At 56.4% G+C, this 23599-nt stretch carries 22 protein-coding genes; 13 read left to right on the top strand and 9 right to left on the bottom strand.

What is annotated here, in order from left to right; all coding sequences use genetic code 11:
- Nucleotides 1–114 precede the first annotated feature (114 nt).
- Nucleotides 115–558, top strand: coding sequence for a peptidoglycan-binding protein LysM (gene lysM, locus WFM49_RS10795; RefSeq protein WP_009463244.1), 444 nt, complete (start codon nt 115–117; stop codon nt 556–558).
- 101 nt (nt 559–659) lie between these two features.
- Here the strand turns inward: lysM and ffh are convergent, their stop codons facing one another.
- The gene (gene ffh, locus WFM49_RS10790) at nt 660–2084 is read right to left on the bottom strand and encodes a signal recognition particle protein (RefSeq protein WP_009463242.1); all 1425 of its coding nucleotides are present in this window, start codon (nt 2082–2084) and stop codon (nt 660–662) included.
- 103 nt (nt 2085–2187) lie between these two features.
- Here ffh and WFM49_RS10785 point away from each other — a divergent pair, with 103 nt between their 5' ends.
- The 3 genes from WFM49_RS10785 to ampD are packed head-to-tail and all read left to right on the top strand — an operon-like array spanning nt 2188 to nt 3923.
- On the top strand, nt 2188–3039 hold the full coding sequence (locus WFM49_RS10785; protein WP_009463240.1) for a cytochrome C assembly family protein: 852 nt from the start codon (nt 2188–2190) through the stop codon (nt 3037–3039).
- Nucleotides 3032–3283: a PP0621 family protein gene (locus tag WFM49_RS10780; RefSeq protein ID WP_009463238.1), complete on the top strand. Its 252-nt coding sequence runs from the start codon at nt 3032–3034 to the stop codon at nt 3281–3283. Before WFM49_RS10785 ends, WFM49_RS10780 begins: the two co-directional genes overlap by 8 nt.
- A gap of 4 nt (nt 3284–3287) precedes the next feature.
- On the top strand, nt 3288–3923 hold the full coding sequence (gene ampD, locus WFM49_RS10775) for a 1,6-anhydro-N-acetylmuramyl-L-alanine amidase AmpD (RefSeq protein WP_250756689.1): 636 nt from the start codon (nt 3288–3290) through the stop codon (nt 3921–3923).
- Here the strand turns inward: ampD and WFM49_RS10770 are convergent.
- The 5 genes from WFM49_RS10770 to WFM49_RS10750 form a co-directional block, all read right to left on the bottom strand.
- Nucleotides 3911–5023, bottom strand: a complete 1113-nt coding sequence (locus WFM49_RS10770; protein WP_336973179.1) for an alpha-hydroxy acid oxidase — start codon at nt 5021–5023, stop codon at nt 3911–3913. The two genes, ampD and WFM49_RS10770, sit on opposite strands and share 13 nt — an antisense overlap.
- A gap of 21 nt (nt 5024–5044) precedes the next feature.
- The gene (locus WFM49_RS10765; RefSeq protein ID WP_250756687.1) at nt 5045–5725 is read right to left on the bottom strand and encodes a Fe2+-dependent dioxygenase; all 681 of its coding nucleotides are present in this window, start codon (nt 5723–5725) and stop codon (nt 5045–5047) included.
- 98 nt (nt 5726–5823) lie between these two features.
- On the bottom strand, nt 5824–8019 hold the full coding sequence (locus tag WFM49_RS10760; protein WP_336973177.1) for a TonB-dependent receptor: 2196 nt from the start codon (nt 8017–8019) through the stop codon (nt 5824–5826).
- Between the two features lie 424 nt (nt 8020–8443).
- Complete coding sequence (gene htpG / locus WFM49_RS10755; protein WP_336973175.1) at nt 8444–10348, bottom strand: molecular chaperone HtpG; 1905 nt, start codon at nt 10346–10348, stop codon at nt 8444–8446.
- Between the two features lie 94 nt (nt 10349–10442).
- Complete coding sequence (locus WFM49_RS10750) at nt 10443–11327, bottom strand: EamA family transporter (RefSeq protein ID WP_060186242.1); 885 nt, start codon at nt 11325–11327, stop codon at nt 10443–10445.
- A gap of 166 nt (nt 11328–11493) precedes the next feature.
- Between WFM49_RS10750 and WFM49_RS10745 the strand changes: the two genes are divergently transcribed.
- A complete protein-coding gene (locus WFM49_RS10745; RefSeq protein ID WP_336973172.1) occupies nt 11494–11805 on the top strand; it encodes a monooxygenase in 312 nt (103 codons plus the stop codon).
- A gap of 64 nt (nt 11806–11869) precedes the next feature.
- Here the strand turns inward: WFM49_RS10745 and WFM49_RS10740 are convergent, their stop codons facing one another.
- Entirely contained in the window at nt 11870–12412 is a 543-nt protein-coding gene (locus tag WFM49_RS10740) for a carboxymuconolactone decarboxylase family protein (protein ID WP_060186240.1), read from the bottom strand.
- Nucleotides 12413–12542: 130 nt separating this feature from the next.
- On the opposite strand from WFM49_RS10740, the gene WFM49_RS10735 reads away from it, so the two are divergent.
- Nucleotides 12543–13397, top strand: a complete 855-nt coding sequence (locus WFM49_RS10735; RefSeq protein WP_336973168.1) for an AraC family transcriptional regulator — start codon at nt 12543–12545, stop codon at nt 13395–13397.
- Here WFM49_RS10735 and WFM49_RS10730 read toward each other — a convergent pair.
- Complete coding sequence (locus tag WFM49_RS10730) at nt 13389–14282, bottom strand: LysR substrate-binding domain-containing protein (protein WP_336973166.1); 894 nt, start codon at nt 14280–14282, stop codon at nt 13389–13391. The genes WFM49_RS10735 and WFM49_RS10730 overlap by 9 nt on opposite strands.
- Before the next feature lie 154 nt (nt 14283–14436).
- Between WFM49_RS10730 and WFM49_RS10725 the strand changes: the two genes are divergently transcribed.
- The 3 genes from WFM49_RS10725 to WFM49_RS10715 all read left to right on the top strand — a co-directional run bounded on the left by WFM49_RS10725 (nt 14437) and on the right by WFM49_RS10715 (nt 18186).
- Complete coding sequence (locus WFM49_RS10725; RefSeq protein ID WP_009463220.1) at nt 14437–15429, top strand: Bug family tripartite tricarboxylate transporter substrate binding protein; 993 nt, start codon at nt 14437–14439, stop codon at nt 15427–15429.
- Nucleotides 15430–15444: 15 nt separating this feature from the next.
- Nucleotides 15445–16611 (top strand): amidase, encoded by a 1167-nt coding sequence (locus WFM49_RS10720; RefSeq protein WP_336973163.1) that lies wholly within the window; start codon nt 15445–15447, stop codon nt 16609–16611.
- 261 nt (nt 16612–16872) lie between these two features.
- Entirely contained in the window at nt 16873–18186 is a 1314-nt protein-coding gene (locus WFM49_RS10715; RefSeq protein WP_009463216.1) for a ferredoxin reductase family protein, read from the top strand.
- Between the two features lie 95 nt (nt 18187–18281).
- Here the strand turns inward: WFM49_RS10715 and WFM49_RS10710 are convergent, their stop codons facing one another.
- Complete coding sequence (locus WFM49_RS10710; protein ID WP_009463214.1) at nt 18282–18890, bottom strand: TetR/AcrR family transcriptional regulator; 609 nt, start codon at nt 18888–18890, stop codon at nt 18282–18284.
- A 144-nt stretch (nt 18891–19034) separates the two neighbouring features.
- Here WFM49_RS10710 and WFM49_RS10705 point away from each other — a divergent pair, with 144 nt between their 5' ends.
- The 4 genes from WFM49_RS10705 (at nt 19035) to WFM49_RS10690 (ending at nt 23556) form a co-directional block, all read left to right on the top strand.
- Nucleotides 19035–20543, top strand: coding sequence for a DHA2 family efflux MFS transporter permease subunit (locus WFM49_RS10705; RefSeq protein ID WP_336973158.1), 1509 nt, complete (start codon nt 19035–19037; stop codon nt 20541–20543).
- A 34-nt stretch (nt 20544–20577) separates the two neighbouring features.
- On the top strand, nt 20578–20958 hold the full coding sequence (locus tag WFM49_RS10700; protein ID WP_250756681.1) for an RNA-binding S4 domain-containing protein: 381 nt from the start codon (nt 20578–20580) through the stop codon (nt 20956–20958).
- A 438-nt stretch (nt 20959–21396) separates the two neighbouring features.
- Complete coding sequence (locus WFM49_RS10695; RefSeq protein WP_254499856.1) at nt 21397–22551, top strand: mandelate racemase/muconate lactonizing enzyme family protein; 1155 nt, start codon at nt 21397–21399, stop codon at nt 22549–22551.
- A gap of 30 nt (nt 22552–22581) precedes the next feature.
- Nucleotides 22582–23556 (top strand): Bug family tripartite tricarboxylate transporter substrate binding protein, encoded by a 975-nt coding sequence (locus tag WFM49_RS10690; RefSeq protein ID WP_336973154.1) that lies wholly within the window; start codon nt 22582–22584, stop codon nt 23554–23556.
- Nucleotides 23557–23599 lie beyond the last annotated feature (43 nt).

Below are 23599 nucleotides of genomic sequence, written 5' to 3'. Positions count from 1 at the left end.
TGCACAATTGCTGACATTCAGCTACGGCTTCGGGGATAAAAATGAGGTCATAATGGGCCGTCTCGCCTGCCATCAAGCAGGCAGCCGTAGAACCCTAACTTCAGGAGCAAAGCGATGGGCGTATTCAGTTTTCTTAAAGATGTCGGCGAAAAACTCTTTGGTGCCAACGAAGCCAAAGCAGCAACAGCTGACGAACTCCAGAAAGAACTGGCCAAACACCAACTTTCCGCCGATGGTCTGAATCTGACGGTTGATGGCGACAAAGTCACGGTTAGCGGCCAAGCAGCCTCCACCGAACAAGCCGAAAAAATTGTGCTGGCTCTGGGTAACACCCTGGGTGTCTCTCAAGTCGACAACCAGCTCAGCGTTGCTCAGCCTTCCGCACAAGCCACCATGTACACCGTACAAAAAGGCGACACCCTGTGGAAAATTGCTGAAACCAACTACGGCAAGGCAAACGGCGCAAAATACACGGTTATTTTTGAAGCCAACAAGCCTATGCTCAGCCATCCTGACAAGATCTATCCCGGTCAGGTACTGCGTATTCCAGCGCTGTAACAACAACAGCCCAGGACGAACAAAAGCCCGCGTATGCGGGCTTTTTTCTTGGTGGTCCTGCCAGAGCGAGTCACGCCCTTGCGGCAAGCTCCAAGCGCTTCCTAGCGAAAACCCTTGAAGCCCTTGCCAGCCAGACCTTTCAAGGCACCCATACCGCCCAGGCCGCGCATCATCTTGGCCATGCCGCCTTTTTTCATCTGCTTCATCATGCCTTGCATTTGCTCGAACTGATTGAGCAAGCGATTGACCTCTTGCACTGGCACGCCAGAACCGGCAGCGATACGACGCTTGCGCGAGGCTTTGAGCAGTTCGGGCTTGGCACGCTCGGCCGGGGTCATGGAGTTCAAGATCCCTTCCGTACGACGCAATTGCTGTTCAGCCTGACCACCTTGCAACTGAGACGCGGCTTGCGAGAACTGGGCAGGCAGTTTTTCCAGCAAGGAGCCCATATCACCCAGCTTCTTGACTTGCTGCAGCTGGTCACGGAAGTCGTTCAGGTCAAACTTGTCGCCCGATTTGATCTTGTCGGTAATCTTCTGCGCTTCGGCGATGTCGATATTGCGCTGAGCCTGCTCAACCAGCGAAACAATATCGCCCATGCCCAGCACGCGCTGAGCCATACGCTCGGGGTGGAATGGCTCCAGACCATCCAGCTTTTCGGAAACACCCACAAACTTCAGCGGCTTACCGGTGACATGACGTACGGACAAGGCCGCACCACCACGTGCATCACCATCCAGCTTGGTCAGCACCACACCCGTCAGCGGCAAGGCATCAGCAAAGGCCTTGGCCACGTTGACCGCGTCCTGCCCCTGCATGGCATCGACCACGAACAAGGTTTCAATCGGGTTCAGCAGATCGTACAGAGCGCGAATTTCGCGCATCATTTCTTCGTCAATACCCAGGCGACCGGCCGTGTCGACAATCAGCACATCAAAGTGATGACGCTTGGCGTGATCCAGGGCATTACGGGCAATGTCGGCTGGTTTCTGGCTAGGATCCGACGGCAGAAACTCGACACCCACCTGGGCGGCAACGGTTTTCAACTGCTCGATAGCGGCTGGACGATACACGTCGGCACTGACCACCAGAACTTTCTTCTTGCCTGTCTTGCGACCATGCTGAACGTGGCCGCCTTCGCTCAGCCATTTGGCGAGCTTACCGGTGGTGGTGGTTTTACCCGCACCTTGCAGACCGGCCATCAGAATAATCGCGGGAGGCTGAGCCGCCAGGGACAGCTCGCTGGCGTTGTCACCCAGGTCTGCGCCCATCAGATTGGTCAGCTCCTGGTGAACAACACCCACCAGTGCCTGGCCAGGATTCAAGCTGTCGGCAACTTCAACACCAAGCGCCTTTTCTTTGACCCGTGCGACAAACTCGCGCACGACGGGCAAGGCCACGTCCGCTTCCAGCAAAGCCAGACGCACTTCCCTCAACATATCCTGAGTATTGGATTCGGTCAGACGAGCCTGTCCGCGCATGGTTTTCACCACACGCGACATACGCTGGGTCAGATTTTCAAACATAGGACTGGGTTCGCTTAAACTAGGTTATCGTGTGGTCTACGAATAAGAATAAAATGGCCACTTGAGGTACGCCCCGTACCGTTTTTCAGGAAATCCGGGACTTATGTCTGCAAGTATTGTATTTCACTTGCTCGCCGCACTGGCGTACATCGTGCTGTCGATCTCGCTCTGGCGTCCGTTGACTCGCGGCAGCACCCGAACCGTACTGAACGCCCCCAGCCGGGTGGCCTTGCTCTGCGCCATCATTGTGCACGGAGCGGGCCTGCTACTGACTATTGTGCTGCCCCAGGGGCTGCATCTGAGCTGGGCACTGGCCCTGTCAGCGGCAATCTGGCTGGGCATGGTGGTGTTCTGGTTCCAAAGCCTGTATCTGCGTCTGGACAGCCTGCTGCTCATTCTACTGCCTGCAGCCACAATCGTCAGCCTGCTGGCCATGGCCTTTCCCGAAGGCCATATCGTCAACCATGTCGGCAATGAATGGCTACGGATTCACTTGATGATTGCGCTGGTCGCCTATGGGCTTAGCACCGTGGCGGCTTTGCACGCCGTCTTGATGACGGCTCTGGACCGTCAGTTGCACCGCCCTATTCTTCATCAGGAGCAACGTGGTTTGTTCAGCCGGGTTCTGGACACCATGCCGCCCCTGCTGGTGCAAGAGGAGCTGCTGTTTCGCCTGATCCGTGTCTCTTTCGTAATTCTGACCTTCACGATTCTGAGCGGTGCCGCCGTCTCCATGGCGATAGACGGTAAATTTTTGCCCGCCGACCACAAAACTGTCTTTACCTTGCTATCCTGGGTTACATTTGGTGGCTTATTATGGGGTCGAAAACAGTATGGATGGCGTGGTCGCGTTGCCTTGCGCTGGACCTTAGCCGGTTTTGCCTTCCTGCTGCTGGCCTATACAGGCAGCCACTTTGTACTAGACGTCATCTTGCAACGAGGGAAAATTGGGTAAAGTCTTATTTTGGGTTGTCGCCATCCTGGCGGCCATGATCATTGCCCGCATCGTGTCGCAAAACAAGGCCCGCAAGCGCAATCCACCCAATCCCACCATGCGTCCCCCGCGCAAGCAAGGCGCTGCTGAAGAAATGGTCCGTTGTGCACACTGTGGGATTTATCTGCCACGCTCCGAAGCCTTGATGAGCAATCATCACACCTGGTGCAGCCTGGAACACGCCAAGCGCGGCCCACGCAGTTAACGCCATGGCCCGCATGCACCACGCTTACGACCTGGACCGACAGGGCTGGCTGAAACCTCATGCCAATGTCTTGCGCGCCCTGTCACCCAATCAGGATGACCGCCCCGAGGGCGACACCCCGACCTTGCTGGTGCTGCACAATATCAGCCTGCCACCGCAAGAGTTCGGCGGCCCCTACATTCGGGATTTTTTTCAAAACAAGCTGGATATCAGCGCCCACCCCTGGTTCGAGAACATCCGGGACCTGAAAGTTTCGGCCCACTTTCTGATCCAGCGCACTGGCCACATCATCCAGTTTGTTCCCACTACCCGCCGCGCCTGGCATGCGGGTGTGTCGCGCTTTGAAGACCGCGAGCGCTGCAATGATTTCTCCATTGGCATTGAGCTGGAAGGCAGCGATTTCGAGCCATTCACAGAAGCGCAGTACCGGGAGCTATCCCGCCTGAGCCGCGCCTTACGTATGCGCCATAACTTGCGCGCCGTACGTGGCCATGAGCACATCGCTCCGGGGCGCAAGACAGATCCGGGCCCTTTCTTTGATTGGGAACGGGTGAAGCGGGAACATGGCTGGCCCAAAGAAACATTGCCGGAACAAGAGTTGGGACCAAAGCAAAGACAAGTGCCAGATCAAGACCGATAAAGTAGTTCAGGGCCAATATCGGCCAAGGTATTGCAGCCGGTCAGCGCCATCGCCACTTCCAGCTCCGCCCGCAAAATATGCAGGACATGAGCAACACCGGCCGCTCCTGCAGCGGCCAGACCATAAATATAGGGACGGCCAATCATCACGGCTGTTGCTCCCAGCGCCAATGCCTTGAGCACATCTGTTCCGCGACGAATACCGCCATCCATCAGGACCGGCACCCTGCCCTGCACGACCTGACAAACCTGAGCCAAGACATCCACAGAAGCGGGGGCACCATCCAAGGTTCGCCCACCGTGATTGGACACAACAATCCCGGCAACCCCCATCTCCAGGGCTCGCTGAGCATCACAGGGTCGCATGATTCCCTTCACCCAAACAGGCAAAGGACAGTTCTGCACCAGCCAGGCCAGATCATCCCAAGTCGGGGCCGTATCTAGCAAACCACTGCCAAACAAAGGACTGGTGCCTGCTGCGCCTAAAACCGCCTGCTGCGTTGGGGCACCCCGCAAATTCACGGCATCCACACCTGCGGGCAAGGCAAAGCCCGCACGCTGTTCCTGATTACGCACACCATTGACCGCAGCATCCACTGTCAGCATCAGCGCGGTATACCCTGCCGCTTCAAGCCGCCCCAGCAAATTCAGAGTAAATGCGCGATCCCTTTGCCAATACCACTGCGCCCACAAGGGGGCATGCGCCTGTGCGGCAATCTCTTCAAAGGAATGACTGGACTGCATGCTAATTACACTGGTCGCTCCCATCGCACCCGCGCCCAACACACTGGCCAATTCACCATCAGGGTGAGCCAATCGCTGATAAGCCACGGGAGCCAGAAGAATCGGGTAGTCCATGGACTGCCCTTGCAGCGTCAAACAGGTGGAAGGCTGATCAAACGTGCTTAAAGCAGCAGGCCATAAGCCCCAGCGCCCGAAGCTGGCCAGGTTGTCTTGCAGCGTCAGCTCATCCGCCGCCCCTGCACTGAAGTAAGCCCAATCCTGCGCACGCATACGCTGACGGGCATACGGTTCGTAATCCGTCAGACAGGCAATCTGAGCTGGAATGCTACTGAGCGGGGGCAGTCGTTCTTGGGACATGGTCAATCAAGCTCCAGGCGATCAGACATCGCTCCATTCACGCAGCAAATTATGATAAATCCCCGTCAGGCGTGATAGCTCCTGGGCATCCGCATTCTGCTTGGCCAGTTGTTGAATGCTCTGATCCAGCTCCCATAGCAACTTGCGTTGATGCGCATGGCGCACCATGCTTTGCGTCCAGAAAAACGAGGCATAGCGCGTTCCTTTAGTGACAGGCTGGACGCGATGCAGACTCGTTCCGGGATACACCACCATATGTCCTGCAGGCAGCTTGATGGACTGCGTGCCGTACACATCCTCGATGATCAGCTCTCCACCTTCGTATTCATCAGGATCGCTGAAAAACAAGGTCGTGGACACATCCGTACGCAAGCGCTGAGCCGTGCCAGGAACCGTAAAAATCGCGTTATCAATGTGCTTGCCGTACTCCCCGCCACCCTCGTAACGATTAAAGCGTGGCGGCAGCATACGCAGGGGCAAAGCAGCGGCAATAAAGCCGCTGTGCTGACCCAGTACGTGCATCAGAAACTCGCCCATCTGGCGAGACACTGCCGCATCCAGAGGCAGTTGCAGGTTCCGTTTGCTGTGCTGGGCCAGATAACCCGCCGTCGCACGCCCATCCTCCCACTGCGCCTGCTCCAGGGCCTGGCGACAGTCTCGCAATTGCTCAGCGTTGAGAACGTCCGGGATAGTAATCAGCATGGGATACCTGCAAGAACAAAAAAGCACAAAGTCGTACAAGAAGCAGACAGGCCGCCTCAAGAGGGCGGCCCATCCGACTTTACACTACAAGCTGCAGCTTACTCGAAGCGGTAAGAGGCATTGAACATGTAGGAGCGGCCTGGGCCGACGTTGGCAAAAATACCAACGTGAGAGGCATCATACATGCGCACATTGCTGATGTTGTTGACGTTGAACTGGAAGGACACGTTCTTGTTCAGGTCGTAGCGCGCCATCGCATCGTAACGCCAGTAAGAAGGCAGTTTCAATTGGTTGGCGTCATCCACAAAGCGCTTGCCTACAAATGTGGCACCTGCGCCCAAGGTCAACTCGGGCATGATTTTGTAGGTTGTCCAGATATTGAAGCTCTGCTTGGAGATGAACTTCATCTGGTTGCCGTCAAAGACATTGTCTTTGTTGCGGTACTTCTTGATCTTGGGATCCAGGTAGGTGTAGCCAGCCCACAGATTCCAGTTAGGGGTAATTGCACCAGCCGCGCCCAACTCCAGACCACGCACACGATTGCTGCCACTCAAGGACACGTCACCGGTCAACGGATCAGTAGAGCGAGCATCTTTCTTGTCGGTCTGGAAAACGGCCGCTGTCAAAGACAACTTCTCGTCAGCCACATCCCACTTGGTCCCCAGTTCCCAGCTGTAGCTGCGCTCTGGCTTCAAGTCACGAATTGCTGCTCCGCCTGCCGGGCCATCTGCACCACCGGCCTGACCCAGGTTTTCACCCGTAGGATTTGAAGATGTACCGTAGCTCAGATAAATGGAACCATTTTGTGCGGGTTTGTAGACCACGCCCAACTGGTAGTTCCACATATCGTCTTTGCGAGACTCTTTGGTGTTGTCGGCTTCAAAGCGATCAAAGCGTAGACCACCATTGATCATCCACTGATCATTCAAGGTCACAGTGTCAAAGATGTAGGCCGAACGGGTCTTGATATCGCCGGTTTTGGTCTTGGGACCGTACTGCAGCGAATAGTTGTACTGTCGATTAGGGTTCGGGTCGTAGAACGAGTCAGTATCACGGCCTGGGCCACCCGTCATCGCTTTGTTGTGGATTTCCTCCTTACTGATTTCCACACCTGCAACGATGTCATGCTTGATCGAACCAGTATTAAAGCTGCCGTAGACATCTGTCTGGTTCAACAGAGACTCAGCAACACGGTAGTTCGTACGGTCGTCACGACGGAACTGCAAGCCAGCACCTTCCGTCGCGCAAGCCCCGCCTGCACCTGCGGCGCAGTTATCAAAAGACGGACGCGTCATCAGATAGTGATTCAGAGTCTTGCTGTAACGCGTGACGTTACGCACCGTGAAACGATCATTCAGATCATGTTCGACGCTGGCCGAAGCGGTATCGGCAATGTACTTGCGAAAGTCCACATTGCGGCGACCGTAAAAGTTATCGCGGTCCGCTTCCAGTGGGGTGACGCGATCCGGATTGGCAGCATTCTTGAAAGGAAAGCCCAAGTCCGGCATGTCCTTGTTCTCAAGACGCGAGTAAGACAAGGTCACACGCGTTGGCGTACCCAAACCAAAGGCGATGGAAGGAGCAATGCCCCAGCGATCAATCTTTACACCATCGCGCCCTGCCACTTCGCCGCCCATACGCATCAGATTCAGACGGATGGCGCCGGTATCCGAGAAAGCGTAGTTACCGTCAGCAGTCAGACGATATTGATCAGACGTGCCATAGCCCGCTTCCACCTGGAAGAAGTCTTTCAGCTTGGGAGACTTGGTCACCAGGTTCAGGCTGCCGCCGGTACCGCCACGGCCGGTATAAGCCGAGCTGGGACCTTTCAAGACTTCAACCGATTCCAGGTTGAAGGTCTCGTGCGAGCCACGGGAATAGTCGCGCACACCGTCGATGAAAATATCGGTACTGGCTTCGTAACCCCGGATAAAGGGACGGTCACCCATAGGCGTGCCTCCTTCGCCCGATCCCAGGGTAATGCCAGGAGTCGTACGCAACACATCTTGCAGCGACGTTGCGCCACGGTCCCTGATCACCTCCTCCGGGATCACGGTGATGGAACGCGGGGTGTTAAGCAATGTCTCGGAAAACTTCACCGATTGCGCTTTATGCGCTTGAAAACCATCAATGCCATTAGCATCCGTCGTGCCTTGAACTTTGATGGATTGCAGCTCGGTCACGCCTGGATTGGCGGTTTGAGCAATTGCAGGAGTTGTCAGAGCAGCAAACAATGCTGCGGACAAAACCGTCTCGGCGAACCGACGAGGCGGCAGGGTGGAAACAAACAACATCACCAGCTCCATGTGGTAGTTATCGCTCTTTTTTGGGCAGTGCCATCGAATCAAGTCCGATCGCTCGCTATTAGCGATGTTTCGCTGCCAGATAAGCGCTTTTAAAGGAAGCGGTAATATTAATCATTCTTATTATGAAGTCCATCCATATCCTGCGATTTCCTGAAATTTGACTCAAAAACCGCGTTTTTGTCCTTACATTGTGGCGTCCATACATCGTATTACGATCAATTCTCATTAAGATGGACAAAAAATAAAAAATCGCTTAGCCACAAACTTTTGTTTAGCCCCTTATCTTCCTGCTTCTCCCCTTAGTCCTCTGCCAATGAACGCAAAAAAGCCTTGATCTTACAAATGAAGATCAAGGCTATGAGGCTAAACGATTGCTGACTCCACCCAGAGGCAGAGCCAGTAAGATTCAGGTTTACAGATTCAACAGCAAACGGTTCACACGCTTCACAAAACTGGCGGGATCCTGCAATGCGGCACCCTCGGCCAGCATGGCTTGTTCCAGCAGCAACTGTGCCCACTCACCAAAAGCCTCGTCGTCAGCGGCCTGGACTTTGGCGATCAAGGCGTGCTCCGGGTTGATTTCCAGAATCGGCTTGACCTCGGGAGCTTCCTGGCCAGCGGCTTGCAGCATACGCAGCAGGTGCGGGCTCAGCTCGTTGGCATCGACCACCACGCAAGCGGGGGAATCGACCAGGCGGGCAGTAATGCGCACTTCCTTGACCCTCTCGCCCAGTGTGGTTTGCAGGCGCTCGACCAGAGGTTTGAAGGTCTCAGCCACTTCGGCCTGATGTTTCTTTTCTTCCTCGTCCGCCAGCGAATCCAGGTCCAGGCCACCCTTGGCCACGGATACCAGTTGCTTGCCTTCAAATTCGCGCAAGTAAGACAACATCCACTCGTCCACACGGTCGGACATCAACAGCACTTCGATGCCTTTCTTGCGGAATACTTCCAGATGCGGGCTGTTAGATGCAGCGGCAAAAGTGTCAGCCGTGACGTAGTAAATCTTGTCCTGACCTTCTTTCATGCGACCGATGTAGTCGTTCAGGGACACGGTCTGGGCCGAACCTTCCTGATTCGTGGAGGCAAAGCGCAGCAAGGCAGCGATACGGGCCTGATTGCCCATGTCTTCGCCAGTGCCTTCTTTCAGGACCTGGCCGAACTGGTTCCAGAACTCGGCATATTGCTCGGGTTGGTTCTCGGCCAGATCTTCCAGCAAGGACAGGATGCGCTTGGCACTACCCTCACGGATGGCACGCACATCACGGCTTTCTTGCAGGATTTCACGCGAAACGTTCAGTGGCAAATCAGCCGAATCGATGACGCCGCGCACAAAGCGCAGGTAAGCAGGCAGCAGCTGCTCGGCGTCGTCCATGATGAATACGCGTTTCACGTACAGCTTCACGCCACGGCGAGCATCGCGGTCCCACAAGTCAAACGGGGCCTGCTTGGGGACGAACAGGAGCTGGGTGTATTCGCTACGACCTTCGACCCGGTTGTGTGTCCAGGCCAGAGGGTTCTCGTAATCGTGAGCGATGTGCTTGTAGAACTCCTGGTACTGCTCGTCGGTGATTTCCGACTTGGAGCGTGTCCACAAGGCGCTGGCCTGGTTCACGCTTTCCCACTCGTCCTGCTTTACTTGTTGCTGCTTTTCTTCGTCCCACTCTTCCTTGCGCATTTGCACGGGCAAGGAGATGTGATCGGAGTAGCGACGCAGCACGTTGCGCAGGCGCCAGCCGTCCAGGAAATCGTCCTCGCCTTCACGCAGGTGCAAGGTGATGGTGGTTCCGCGCTCGGCTTTTTCAGCGGCGGCAATGGTGAACTCGCCTTCACCGGCGGACTCCCACAGCACGGCTTCCTGATCGCCACCGGCACGACGTGTCAGCACGGACACTTTATTGGCCACGATAAAGGAGGAGTAAAAGCCCACGCCAAACTGACCAATCAGTTGGGTGTCTTTTTGCTTGTCGCCCGTCAGTTGGGAGAAGAACTCTTTGGTGCCCGAGCGAGCAATGGTGCCCAGGTTGGCAATGGCTTCATCACGCGACATGCCAATGCCGTTGTCGGAAATGGTGATCGTGCGCTGGTCCTTGTCGAACTCCACGCGGATACGCATTTCTGGGTCGCCTTCCAGCAAAGCCGGATTGTCGATAGCTTCAAAGCGCAGTTTGTCACAGGCATCCGACGCATTGGATACCAGCTCACGCAGGAAAATCTCCTTGTTGCTGTACAAGGAGTGAATCATCAAATGCAGTAATTGTTTGACTTCAGCCTGAAAACCCAAGGTTTCGGACGTATTCGCAGTGTCAGTCTGGCTCATGGTGAAAAAGCAAAAAAATGGGTTGATTGCCGCACGCCAAAGCGCGCCCTATTGCAGACAGATAGGGACGACCCACCATATTTCAAGAGACGGATCAGGCCGCCGGCCCGGATGTCAGGGCAATGACTCCGCTGATCATGATGGCGCAACCGAGCAAACTCCAGACATTGGCCTTTTCGCGCAGGACGACCATACCCAATATGGTGCCGGCCATCATGGACATTTCACGGGCGGGCGCCACCATGGACAAGGGTGCGCCCATGCTTAATGCCTGCAAGACCAGGATGTAGGACATGGGCGATAACAAACCCACTGCAGCCGCCAGTTTCCAATAAGGTTTGAACTTGACGAAGCCTGCCCGGCCCCGCTTGGCGATAAAAGGGGCCAGCATCCCCAGGCGCAACACATTGCTGAACCAGTCCAGCAGGAATGGCGAGATCAGCAGCACCTTGACGCCATAGGCATCGACCACGGTATAGGCCGCAATCAGAATCCCGGTCTGCATGCCCCAACGCACACCCGTCAGCGCTGCAGGGCTGAAAAAACGGCGCAGTCGACCTTGCGTGGCGATCAGCAAAATCCCCATCACAACCAGCAAGATGCCGAGCACTCCCAAAGGACGCACAGGTTCGCCCAACAGGATAAAAGCACCAATGGAAGAGAGCATGGGGCCCGTACCACGGGCAATGGGATACACCACGGACAGGTCTGCAACCTGATAGCCTTTTTGCAAACTCAGGCTATAGCACATGTGCAGCAAGGCACTAAGCACCAAACAGGTAATGGTCTCGCTGGTCCAGGGCATATTGCCTTGCGTAAAGACCACCCACAGCGTGATGGGGAAATAAAACAGAATGGCAAAAAAGGAATAGGCGAATACAAAATGCGCCCCTGCCATCGCCGCCCGTTTAGAGAGCAAGTTCCAACCCGCATGAATGAACGCAGCACACACCACCAACAACAAAGCGGTCCAGGACATGAGGGCTTCCACCAGCAAATAGCAAAAGAAAAACTATACGCCCCCTTCAAGGGGGAGGCCAGCCAATCACGGGCCTTTCAACGTCCCATGACAAATAAGAGACAGTACTGGACAATTCAAACATCAAGGTATGATGTTCGACACGTATTTTGATATGGAGCCGATCATGAGCACCCTGCTGTATGTTGATTTTCCTTACCCCGGCCCTTGGGGTTCAGAGATGAGCGAAGCCATGCAAGAACTGGCGCAATCCATCTGCCTGGAACCTGGCTTGATCTGGAAAATCTGGACCGAGAATAAAGAACAGTCCAAAGCAGGTGGCGTGTATCTATTCACCGATCAAGCCAGCGCGCAGGCTTATCTGGACATGCACAGCAAGCGGCTCAACAGCTTTGGCATCACCGGCATTGATGCGCGCTTTTTTGATGTGAACCAGCCGCTGACAGCTATCAATTCCGGTCCCTTGTCAGCCAAATAAGACACAGACAACAGACGCAAGAAAACCCGCATGCATATCAGCAAGCGGGCTTCCATATCGATGCTTAGGCAGTCAGCTCAACGGCCTTGAAATCCACCGGAACCTCCAGCGCATTGTTGATGTAGTTGGTGAACAGGTTCAAGGCAGTCACACCGACCAGTTCCACCACCTCACCTTCGGAAAAACCGGCATCGCGCACGGCTTGCACATCGGCAGCCGAAACTTGCCCACGCTGATCCACCAGCTTGAGCACAAATGTCAAAGCGGCGGCGGTACGCGGGTCATCCGACTGACCACGCTGGGCCTGAGCCAGTGTCTCCGGGCTTAGGCCAGCATTGGCACCCAGCACGTTGTGGGCAGCCAGGCAGTATTCGCAACGATTACGGTCGGCAATGGCAACCGCCAATTGCTCGCCCAGTTTCGCACCCAGCTTGCCACCGGCAAAGGCACCGAAAGAGCCCCACATGCTGCGCAAGGCGGCGGGCGAATTGGACACCATACGGAACATGGCAGGCACGCTGCCACCAAAGGCTTTTTGAATTTCCTGCAAAGCAGGCTGGCTGGCGGCGGGAGCTTGGGCAAGGTCAGGCAATGTAAGACGCGACATGATGATCTCCTGGTGAAGTGGGCCGGGGTGGCCGGAAAAAGCTTGCAGGGATAGTGTCTCGCCAAGATCAAGATCATTGGATAAGATTAGTCCCGACAACTTACCTTTTCATCCAGACAAGGATGTTTTCATGAACCTGGATCGCCTCTCCCTTTTGCTGGAACAATTCCGTGTTCGGGCTCATTTGTTCTACAACGGCTCTTTGTGTGGCGTCACCCGCTTTGCGGCCCAACCCGGACGGGCCTTCTTGCACATTCTGCGGCGTGGCCAGTTAAGCGTGCGCCACGATCCGCGCGATCCCGTGCCGGAAGTCCTGACCATTGACCGCCCCAGCCTGCTGTTCTACCCCCGTCCGCTGGAGCACGCTTTTTACGATCTGCCCAATGAAGGCTCGGATTTCACCTGTGCCACCCTGGATTTTGATGGGGGTGAGCATCATCCCTTGGCCCGCTCCCTGCCCGATCTGATTATTGTGCCGCTGGAAGAAGCGGCCGGCCTTGAACAGGCACTGGGCCTGCTCTTTGCAGAAACGGAGTCCGTGCGCTGCGGCCATCGCCTGCTGGCAGACCGTCTGTTCGAGATCGTGTTGCTGCAATTACTACGCTGGCTGTTTGACCATCCTGATCGTTGCGAGATTCCCGTAGGCCTGTTCCGAGGTTTGTCACACCCACCCATCGCGCGCGCACTGCTGGCTATTCAGGCCGATCCCGGTCGGGACTGGACCGTGCAAACACTGGCACAGGAAGCCAAGATGTCGCGCAGCGCCTTTGCCGTGCAATTCAAGCACTGGGTGGGCGACACACCGGCAGACTATCTGGCCCAATGGCGCCTGTCGCTGGCCTGCCAGCGGCTGGCACAAGGCCAATCTGCCAAACGTATTGCTCTGGATCTGGGCTACGCCAACCCCTCTGCCCTGTCCCGCCTGTTTCGGCAGCGCACGGGTCAATCCATGCGGGAATGGTTGGCTGCCCGACAATCAACTTGAGCGATTCTGATCCAGCACCGCCAGAAAATTCACCAAGGCCGGGTTGGTATTGTCCGAGACATAAGCACTCATCAGCTCGGCCGCAATATCGTTTGCATCCAGCAAGGGCAGATACTCCAAGGTATCGGTGCGCAAGCGCGCCAGGGAAGCGGGAACAATAGCTGGAGCAATGCCCGCTTCAACCATGACCAGCACCGTGGGCACCATGCTTTCCTGTGCAAAGCGCGGCAGGCAGCCTGAGCGCTGCAACATGCGCTGCTGCAAGAGATGAAAGTAACGCGACTGCTGCCGCGAATACGCCACCATTTCGTAAGAGAAAGCCTGGTGCAAGGTCAGCCCCTGACTATGCTCCTGAGCACGTGGATCATCCCGCCTGACGACAAACATCATGGGTTCGGCCTCCACCAGCTGCGGGTTCAAATCGGGCACGGCAAAGGAAGGCCGAATCAAGGCCACATCCACCCGGCGCTCATAAAGAGCCGCAGGCATATCGCTGGAGTTCATCTCGTAGATCTGAATATCCACCTGCGGGAAGTCCTGTCGAAAGCGATACAAATGCTTGGATACCCCCGCATAGGCGCTGCTGGGGGTCAGGGCTATGCGCAACATGCCAGTCTCGCCTCTGTGCACTTGCTGTACCGCTTGCAAGGTCTGCTCCAGTTCGTTGCCGATCAAGCGCAGGCGGCGCTGCAACTCCGCTCCCGCCGCCGTCAATTGCACCGTGCGTGTGGTGCGGATAAACAAGGTCGCCCCTACCTGCTCTTCCAGCCTGCGTATGGCCTGACTCAAGGGCGGCTGGGTCATGAACAAACGCTGGGCGGCTCGACCAAAATGCAGCTCTTCAGCCACCACCAAGAACATCTCGCTTAATTTGGAGTCCAGCATATGCCCGCCAATTAGGTTAAAAAACAGATCAATAACGATTATTTTTAATATTAGACAACATAATCAGCTCTTACTACCATCCGTCCTGACACTTATCAAAAACAGGGCCATACTGCACGTCACTGCGAATATTGGCCCAACGCAGGAGATAGACATGACGGTATTCAAGCATCGCGCCCCTTTACTGAGTGGCCTGCTCACACTGACTTTGTTGGGTTCCGGTTCGGCCATGGCCGACGCGGCTTACCCTTCGCAGCCCATTACGTTTGTGGTGCCCTACGCTGCAGGTGGCAGCTCGGATACCCGCTCGCGCATGCTGGCTCAAAAAATGAGCGACAGCCTGGGCGTGACAATCGTGGTGGAAAACAAGCCCGGTGCCAGCGGCAATATCGGCACCAGCATGATTGCGCGCGCCAAGCCCAACGGCTACACCATCGGCCTGGGCAACTTTGGCCCCATGTCAGTGAACAAGGCGCTGTACGGCAGTAACCTGCCTTTTGATCCTGAACAGGATTTGCAGCCCATCGCCCTGATCGAACGCGGTGCCATGGCACTGGGTGTAAACAGCAACTCGCCCTACCAGTCTCTGGCTGATCTGGTCGCCGACGGCAAGAAGAACCCCGAAAAACTCGACTACGCCTCGACTGGCGCTGGCGGTGCCTCGCACTTGCTGACGGAACAGTTCAAGGCCACCTCCGGCTTTGACGCCGTACACGTGCCTTACCGTGGTGGCGCTCCTGCATCGAACGACCTGCTGGCCGGCAATATCTCCTTCTATCTGGAATTGGCCAGCCTGTTCCTGCCCCACATGCAAATCGACAACCCACGCCTGCGCGTACTGGGTGTGACCTCGGAAGAGCGTCTGAAAGCCATGCCTGACACCCCCACCTTCAAAGAACAAGGCGTGGATCTGGTGGCCTCGAACTGGTTTGGCGTGATTGCCCCCGCCGGCTTGCCTGCTGATGTACTGGAAAAACTGAACAAGGCTGTCAACGACGCCCTGAAAGACCCCGACTACCGTCAGATTGTGGAATCCCAAGGCGCGGAAGTTGTAGGTGGCACACCTGAAGAATTTACCGCTTTTGTGAAAGAAGAAACCAAACGCTGGACCGCGCTGATCAAGGCACAGAACATCTCGATTCAGTAGTTCCAGTTCTCGCTTATGACTGCAAACCCTTCCCCTCTCGCTACGCAGGACCAGGCTATCCAGGCCTGGTCCTGGCTGGCTGATCCCGCCACCTGTATCAGCACCAATCCCACTGGCCCCTTGGCGGGCTTGAGCTTTGGTGTGAAAGATGTGCTGGATGTTCAAGGCATGCCCACGTGCTACGGCGCGCATTTCCCCAATGCGCTACCGGCCGAGCGGGACGCCGCCTGTGTCGCCCTGCTGCGTCAGGCTGGTGCCATTGCCCTGGGCAAAACCGTCACCGCCGAATTTGCCTACGCAGCCCCCGGCCCCACCCGTAATCCACTGAACCTGGAGCACACGCCCGGCGGTTCTTCCAGTGGTTCGGCAGCGGCCGTAGCAGCTGGCATGGTTGATTTTGCATTGGGCACCCAAACGGGAGGCTCCATGATGCGCCCCGCTGCGTTTACCGGCATTCTGGGTTTCAAACCCAGCTTTGGCGCGGTGCATCGCAGCGGTCTTTTCCTGTTGTGCGACAGCCTGGACACAATCGGCTACTTCAGCCGGGACTTGTCCGTGCTGCGCCGCGTGGCCACTGTCCTGCAAGGCTTGCCTGATAGTCGAGTCCCCACAGCGCCGAGCATTGGCGTGCTGGATGGCAAAGATCTGGGCCCGATCACACCCGCAGCACTGGCCGCGTTGGAACAAGGCTGTGAGCATCTGGAGCAACAAGGCGCCCACCTGGAGCGTCTGCCTGCGGACCCACAACTGAAAGAGCTGCTGATCCTGCAAGGCCAGATCATGGCTTATGAAATGGCCCGCAGCCTGCTGCCCGTCTGGCAAGCCAGCCCGGATGCCTTGCGCCCCATTACCGTGCAAGCCATCAAACAAGGCCTGGAATTGCCTGCAGCGGATTACCACGCCTGGCAGGCGCGCCGTCGCCAATTGCAAACAGAATGGCAGGAGCGTTATGGCCATTTCGACGCATTGCTGACTCCAGCGGCTCCCGGCCCGGCTCCCTATGGACTGGATAGCACGGGCTCTTCGATACTGAATCGTCCTTGGTCCTTGTTGGGCTGGCCTACCTTGAGCCTGCCCGCGCCCGGTCAAAACAGCCCACTGCCCTTGGGTTTGCAACTGATCGGACAGCCTCACCAGGACGCGGCTTTGCTGGATCTGGCATCGCTTGTCTGCCCGGCTTGACGGGTTTGAAAAGCAATCAAAAGAACTACTCTGCAACCAGCTGAAATAGAGTAAACAGCAACCAGAATCATTAACAAATGCTTTAAATAACAAATATTTAGGAGTGCCTTGAGTTTTCTCAAAACTCTCTTGAATATTGGCTCTGCAAACGGCCTGGCAGCGTACTAACATCAATAAGGTGTTCCCGGTGCGCTGCGTCGGTACGTTCATCACATCGCGACTACGCAGCACCCGGCTCTTTCAAACAATCCGGAAAAGACCATGCGTCGCCCTCTCTTACTGCTGCTCTCCACTTTCTTTCTGATCTGGGCTGTTGAAGCCCTGTGGCTGGCCCCCTCGCCACCGGGCGATATGCTGTGGGTGGTCCGACAAGAAGGCATGCTGTTAACCGGGATTCTGGCACTGGGCACCATGACGGCCATCATGATTCTGGCCCTGCGTCCCCGCCGTCTGGAACCCTGGTTAGGCGGCATGGACAAAGCCTACAGGCTGCATAAATGGCTGGGTATCATCGCCATTTTGCTCAGTCTGGCCCATTGGCTCAGCAAGGAATCCAAAGGTCTGATCTCGGCAGCGATCGGCACGGGCGGCCGTCTGGCCAAAACCCCGGTTCCTGAATGGGTCAGCCTGTTCAAGCCCTATGCAAAATCACTGGGTGAATGGACGTTTTACGCGCTGATTCTGATGCTGATCATCACCCTGGCGCACCGCACGATTTCCTATAAAAAGTGGTACAGCCTGCATCGCCTGATGCCAGTGGCCTATTTGATCCTGATCTTTCATGGCGTGGTACTGACGCCCCCTGCTTACTGGAGCGGTATAGGCGGCTGGGCACTGGCCATCACCATGATGATCGGGACAGCAGCAGCTGGCATCCAGTTGCTACGCAACTTGAGTTCGGCCTACCCACACACGGGCACCGTGATCTCCTGTACGTCACAAGGTGATGTGCTGGAGGTGCAATGCCGCATGGACCAATCCTGGCCAGGTCACCAGGCTGGGCAGTTTGCCTTTTTGCGTTTGAAGGGTGAATCCGAGTCCCACCCCTTTACCTTGTCCGATGCGGATCAGGACAACCAAATTGTGCGCTTTCATATCAAGCAGCTGGGCGACTGGACCCGCAGCCTGCCCGAGCGTTTGCATGTGGGCCAGAACATTGAGCTGGACGGCCCTTATGGACGCTTCACTCAGCCGGACCGCGATGACAAGGGCATTTATATCTGGGTGGGTGCGGGTGTCGGGGCCACGCCATTTCTATCCTGGTTAAGCCAGGAACATCAGGACGGTCACGCTCCCTACGCCTATCTGCAATATGCCTGTCAGCACAGCACTGACCCATTGGCTCAGGCCTTGAGCAAGGCTGCCAAAGAGCACCCGGACGTGAACCTGGAAATTTATGCCGATGGCCGTCGCTGGACGCCCAAAGAGGTGCTGCAGCATTACCAGGCCGACAAGCCTTTGCATATCTGGTTCTGTGGACCGGCTGCAATGGGCCGACAGTTGCGACGTGAGCTCAAGCAAACACTGCCTGCAAAATCCTGGACCTTGCACAAGGAACACTTCCAGTTCCGCTAAGCCTTTGCTCATCCAGCAACTGGCCTTGTTTAGAAATCAGAACAAGGCCAGTTCTGCGTATGCTGAGTGCAGCAATCCAGTGCGACTGGAACAGCCTACATATTTTGGTGAGGCGGCGTCGCCCCGAGCATAGACACAAAAAGAGTCACCAGATTGTTCTCCATGACGGCCCACTGCTCTGCAGTTTCCAACCCCATATTGTCGACCGCGCCGTGCATGCCCTGGTAGATCACCCAGGCGGTCAAATCCACGTCGGCCACAGACCAGGCACCCGCTTTCTGCCCTTCGCTCAGGATCCGGTGCAAGGGCTCGGTTACCGTATTGCGTTCGCCCTGGTAATTGCTGCGCATATGGTCTGAAAACACCAGATCATGCATCTCCAGGGTGTCTCTGTACGCCTGTACCGAAGCTCGAATCCAACAGGCCAGACGCTGCACCCAATCCTCTGCTGGCGCCTGCTCCAGCGCCCCCTGCACACGATCATGAAACTGCTGGATGAACTGCTCGCGCAGGGCAGCCAGAATCTCCTGCTTGGAGCTGAAGTAGTGATAGAACAAGCCCTTGGACATGCCCGCCCGCGACACAATTTCATCCACCGGCGTGGCTTCAAACCCTTGTTGCAGAAACAAAGTGGCAGCCGCCTCCAATAAGTCTCGGCGACGAACTTCAGAGGGTTGGGTACGAGGTGTTTTGGCAGCGGTCATGAATGTCAAAGTATCAGAAAAACCCCGACAAAGTGCCTCGTCGGGTGTCACGGCGCTATTTTAGCCAGCCTGTTTATTTTTCATTGACTGACAGTCAGTCAATAATTTATAGTAGTCGATAATAATTCTCATTTATCAAATATCATGACTCGCCGACTTGCTCTAACCATCGCCATTTACCTGGGGACTTTCATGGTCACCCTGGACATCAGCATCGTGAATCTTGCCTTGCCACGCATGCAACAAGCCTTGCAAACCGATATGGCCGGACTGCAGTGGATCGTGGATTCCTATGCGCTGTGCCTATCCGCCTTCATGTTGTCTGCCGGGCTACTGGGGGATCGCTACGGACGCAAGAAGAGCTGGTTGCTGGGCGTGCTGGCCTTCACCGTCGGCTCCATGATGTGCGCCTTGGCCGGTTCACTAAGCGCCCTGCTCTGGGGTCGTGTCGTGCAAGGCATGGCCGGGGCTTTACTTATTCCTGGAGCCCTGTCGATCCTGACCCACGCCTTTCCAGACCCGGCCCAGCGTGCCCGTGTCATTGGCGGCTGGTCTTCCTTCAGCGCCCTGGCTTTGGTACTGGGCCCGATTCTGGGCGGTGTGCTGGTCGATGTAGCCGACTGGCCTTCGATCTTCAGCCTGAATCTGCCACTGGGCCTGCTGACCCTGGGCTTGGGCATGTGGGGTATTCAGGAGTCGGCCAATCCCGAACACGCAGCTTTCGACCCTGTCGGCCAGTTGCTTAGCGTTATCTGGCTTGGCTCCCTGACCTATGGCCTGATCTGCGCGGGTGAGCAAGGCTGGCACGCCACCGAGACGATTCGCTCTCTGGTCGTGGCAGCGTTCACCTTCGTGGCATTTATCTATGCCCAAACCCGCGTCGCCCGCCCTTTGCTGCCTTTAAGCCTGTTTCGGGACTACCGCTTCAGCACCGCCAATATCGCCTCCTTTGTGCTGGGCTTTGCCGCCTATAGCAATGTGTTTTTCCTGTCCCTGTTCTTCCAGAACGCCCTGGGCTGGAGTGCCACCCAAACCGGCTGGGGGCTGGCTCCCCAGTTCATTGGCATGGCCGTGCTGGCCTCCCGTTTTGGAGCCTTGAGCCAGCGCTTTGGATTGAAGTTGATCCTGACTACGGGCTTTGGCCTGATGGCTACCGGTTCCTGGTTGATGATGGTGCTGCAACCTGGAGCTTCCTACTGGATGGCCGGTTTCGCATTGGCCGTACTGGGCATTGGCATGGGCTTGTCGGTACCGGCGTGCAGTACCTTGGTCATGAATCTGGTGCCGCGTGAGCGTTCCGGCATGGCATCAGCCACCACCAATGCCATCCGCCAAACCGGAATGACCTTGGGCGTTGCCCTGCTGGCTTCCTTGATGAGCCAAGGTGCCGTCAGCTCCTTGGCCAGTCGTCTTGATCCGGTCAATCCCATGCTGGAACAGGCACAACAAATTATCATCTCCGGTCAGGTGACTCTGCCTGCCTCAGCAGATTCCTTGTTCTGGATGCAAGCCATCCAGCACGCCTGGGCAGACGGCTTTCACCGCGTCATGTTCTGGGCCGGATTGCTGGCCGTCTTCAGTCTGGTTCTGCTGCTGCGTCTGCGTTTGCCTCGTGTACAGGCTGCTCCTGCCGCTGCGGTGGAACTGCATTAAGCCCAGCTTTTGCAGACTGGATTTACAATAGCGCATGGACAAATTACGACTGGATAAATGGCTCTGGGCAGCGCGCTTTTACAAGACACGCAGCCTGGCTTCCGAGGAGATCACCAAAGGGCGGGTTTTGCTGAATCAGCAAAGCACCAAGCCTGCCCGCGAAGTCTCAATCGGTGATGTGATTACCTTGCGCAAGGAGACTCCTGCCATGGAGGTTCACGTCACCGCCTTAAGCGGTGTACGTGGCCCCGCGCCGCTTGCTCGCCAGCTGTATCAAGAGACGGAAGAAAGCAGCACACGACGCGCGCAAGCCGCCGAACAACGCCGTCTGGCACCTGAACCTGCACTGGACTTTGATGCTGGACGTCCGACCAAGAAAGATCGTCGTCAGATGCAGTTGCTGCGGGGGAAATAGACCGCTCCCTGCTCGTACTTCGCGGTATAGAAAAAGCCCTGCCAAGCTGCCCTGCCTGGCAGGGCTTTTTTTTTATGATTCGTTCTTTCGATGAGTCTATCGCCAGCGTTTCACGGCGATCTGCACAGGGACTAACAACCCGCTCCTGCTTGCCTCTTCCCCGCCGGTCTACCTGCTTATGCTGCAAGCCCCTGCACTGCTTTTGAGCACCCCACAAAACGTCTGCACTCCCGTCCGCTAAAGCATCTGCCGATGCAGAAAACCTTCAACTAAAAACCTTAAAAACAACGCTGCAAACCCTTTTTGATATATCAGATTGCACTTTTATATATCAATAAAATCAAGGGTTTACACCATTGATCGCGCTTGCAACAAAACGCTATAAACCTAAAACAATTACATGCAAACGCATTCAAAAAAATGCAAGGAGACAGGAAAATGAAAATCACGGCAGTACGCGCGATTCCCTTGAACGTGCCTTTTCAGTTCGATAGCGCGGGCATCCAAAAACCCACCAACCTGGCCATCTGCCATGTGGAAATCGAGACCGATGAAGGCATCACCGGCTATGGACTTAGCGCCATTACCGAAGAGCACCCTGTTGCCAGCACCATCAACGATATTCTGGCCAGCGACCTGATCGGGCAAGACCCCTTGAACACCGAGCGCCTGTGGGATCGCATGTACTGGAACGTGTGCCCTCGTGGCCAGACGGGCTATGCCATGCACGCTATCTCTGCGTTGGACATTGCCTTGTGGGACATCAAGGGTAAAGCCCTGGGTCTGCCCGTATGGAAACTGCTGGGGGGCGCTCGTGAAAAAGTCCCTGCCTACGCGACCTTCGGCTTTGCTTTCCTGGGCGAAGAAGAGTTGGTTAAAGTTGCGCGCGACTGCGTGGATCAAGGCTTCAAGGGCTTGAAGATGGTGGTAGGCCATCATGGCTTGCAACGTCGCGACGAACCCCGTCCCCTGGCCGACCTGATCCGCCAGGACATGCGCCGCATGAGCCTGGTACGAGAGGCCATCCCCGCCGACATTCCGCTGTACATCGACGGCAATTGCAGCCTGGACTATGTACACGCCAAAGCCATCGCCCGCCATGCCCGCGATCTGGACGTCGGCTTTTTTGAAGAACCCATCACCCAGAACGACACGGGCCGCTTGCGCGAATTGCGTCAAAGCACTGGGATCACCATTGCCGCTGGTCAAAACGAAGGCCAGTCCTACCGCTTTCGGGATCTGTTGATGCAGCAGGCTGTCGACATTCTGCAGCCCAACGTGCTGATTTCTGGAGGTTTCACCCAGTCCCGCAAGATCTTCGCTCTGGCGGAAAGCTTTAACGCGTCCGTCGCCAATGGCGGGGCGTTCCCCTCCCACAACGGTCACCTGCACTGCGGATTGCTCAATGGCGGCGATGTGGAATGGCATCTGGCGGCCAGCGCCATGATGGCCGAAATCTACACCGGCCTGCCTCAGCCCGAACAAGGCTGGCTGCGCATGCCCGAGGCCCCCGGCCTGGGGCTGACACCACGACAGGATCAAATCGACAAGCTGCGCAGCAACCCCGGCAGCCTGGGCTCCGGCAAAGGCTGAAACCGACGACTACCGAGGAGGTAAAAAAACATGAAACCCTGGTCCCGTGTTGTACTTGCCCTCAGTTTTATCTTTGCTGTCGCGCCCCAAAGCTGGGCAGCTCCCCCCGCCTGGGCCGAGCGCCCGGTGCGGCTGATCGTCCCCTCTGCCGCAGGAGGGTCGGGCGATACCCTGGCCCGTCCCCTGGCCGAGGCGCTGGGCGCTGAAATTGGTCAAACCGTTGTTGTAGAAAATAAAGGAGGTGTAGGCGGCGTGCTGGGTGCCAGCATGGTGGCCAACTCCAGCCCCGCCGACAATCAGCTCTTGTTTGGTGCCGTGCATCACATGATTGCGCCTGCCGTGTTGAAGAACTTCCCCTACGACACACGCAAGGACCTGAAAGCCGTCACCCTGATTGCCGCCATGCCCAATGTGCTGGTGGTGAACGCCAATTCGCCCTATCACAGCGTGGACGACCTGCTGGCCGCCGCCAAGCAAGGGGCTGGCGTGAACTATGGCACCAGTGGCGTAGCCACCATGCTGCATCTGATGGCCGGCAAGCTGGAAAAGAAATCCGGCACCACCATGACCGCCGTGCACTACAAAGGCAGCGGCCCGGCTGTCATGGCGCTGATCAGTGGCGATCAAGTGGACTTCATGTTCGAGACCATGCCGTCGGCCGTGGCGCAGATACGCAATGGTCGCCTGCGCGCCCTGGCCGTATCCAGCCCGGAACGCGCTCCTGCCTTGCCGGATGTTCCCACGCTGAAAGAACTGGGCATGGATGAGATCAGTGCCCAGACCTGGTACGGGATTTTCATGCAAGGCGATGTACCGGATGCCACCGTGCAAAGCGTGGCAGACAGCATTCACAGTGCCTTGAATACCGACAAGATCAAGGAAATCTGGGAAGGGAACGGCGCGACCCTGGTCACCAATAGCCCGGCCGAATTCACGGTCTATGTGGATCAGCAGCTGAACTATTGGGCCGACTCGGTCAGTGATCTGGGGCTGAGCAACTTCTAACTCTAAAAACTGCAACTCACCTTCAGGGCTGCCACTGGCAGCC

The organism is Alcaligenes sp. PF14 (genome assembly GCF_037150615.1).
In the GTDB taxonomy this organism is placed as follows: domain Bacteria; phylum Pseudomonadota; class Gammaproteobacteria; order Burkholderiales; family Burkholderiaceae_B; genus Alcaligenes; species Alcaligenes phenolicus.
This window is presented reverse-complemented; position numbering and strand designations above follow the sequence as displayed.

Bases quoted from the DNA above. Each gene is read 5' to 3' on its own strand.
- lysM (WP_009463244.1), top strand. From the start codon at position 115: ATGGGCGTATTCAGTTTTCTTAAAGATGTCGGCGAAAAACTCTTTGGT.
- ffh (WP_009463242.1), bottom strand. From the start codon at position 2,084: ATGTTTGAAAATCTGACCCAGCGTATGTCGCGTGTGGTGAAAACCATG.
- WFM49_RS10785 (WP_009463240.1), top strand. From the start codon at position 2,188: ATGTCTGCAAGTATTGTATTTCACTTGCTCGCCGCACTGGCGTACATC.
- ampD (WP_250756689.1), top strand. From the start codon at position 3,288: ATGGCCCGCATGCACCACGCTTACGACCTGGACCGACAGGGCTGGCTG.
- WFM49_RS10770 (WP_336973179.1), bottom strand. From the start codon at position 5,023: ATGTCCCAAGAACGACTGCCCCCGCTCAGTAGCATTCCAGCTCAGATT.
- WFM49_RS10765 (WP_250756687.1), bottom strand. From the start codon at position 5,725: ATGCTGATTACTATCCCGGACGTTCTCAACGCTGAGCAATTGCGAGAC.
- WFM49_RS10760 (WP_336973177.1), bottom strand. From the start codon at position 8,019: ATGTTGTTTGTTTCCACCCTGCCGCCTCGTCGGTTCGCCGAGACGGTT.
- htpG (WP_336973175.1), bottom strand. From the start codon at position 10,348: ATGAGCCAGACTGACACTGCGAATACGTCCGAAACCTTGGGTTTTCAG.
- WFM49_RS10750 (WP_060186242.1), bottom strand. From the start codon at position 11,327: ATGTCCTGGACCGCTTTGTTGTTGGTGGTGTGTGCTGCGTTCATTCAT.
- WFM49_RS10745 (WP_336973172.1), top strand. From the start codon at position 11,494: ATGAGCACCCTGCTGTATGTTGATTTTCCTTACCCCGGCCCTTGGGGT.
- WFM49_RS10740 (WP_060186240.1), bottom strand. From the start codon at position 12,412: ATGTCGCGTCTTACATTGCCTGACCTTGCCCAAGCTCCCGCCGCCAGC.
- WFM49_RS10735 (WP_336973168.1), top strand. From the start codon at position 12,543: ATGAACCTGGATCGCCTCTCCCTTTTGCTGGAACAATTCCGTGTTCGG.
- WFM49_RS10730 (WP_336973166.1), bottom strand. From the start codon at position 14,282: ATGCTGGACTCCAAATTAAGCGAGATGTTCTTGGTGGTGGCTGAAGAG.
- WFM49_RS10725 (WP_009463220.1), top strand. From the start codon at position 14,437: ATGACGGTATTCAAGCATCGCGCCCCTTTACTGAGTGGCCTGCTCACA.
- WFM49_RS10720 (WP_336973163.1), top strand. From the start codon at position 15,445: ATGACTGCAAACCCTTCCCCTCTCGCTACGCAGGACCAGGCTATCCAG.
- WFM49_RS10715 (WP_009463216.1), top strand. From the start codon at position 16,873: ATGCGTCGCCCTCTCTTACTGCTGCTCTCCACTTTCTTTCTGATCTGG.
- WFM49_RS10710 (WP_009463214.1), bottom strand. From the start codon at position 18,890: ATGACCGCTGCCAAAACACCTCGTACCCAACCCTCTGAAGTTCGTCGC.
- WFM49_RS10705 (WP_336973158.1), top strand. From the start codon at position 19,035: ATGACTCGCCGACTTGCTCTAACCATCGCCATTTACCTGGGGACTTTC.
- WFM49_RS10700 (WP_250756681.1), top strand. From the start codon at position 20,578: ATGGACAAATTACGACTGGATAAATGGCTCTGGGCAGCGCGCTTTTAC.
- WFM49_RS10695 (WP_254499856.1), top strand. From the start codon at position 21,397: ATGAAAATCACGGCAGTACGCGCGATTCCCTTGAACGTGCCTTTTCAG.
- WFM49_RS10690 (WP_336973154.1), top strand. From the start codon at position 22,582: ATGAAACCCTGGTCCCGTGTTGTACTTGCCCTCAGTTTTATCTTTGCT.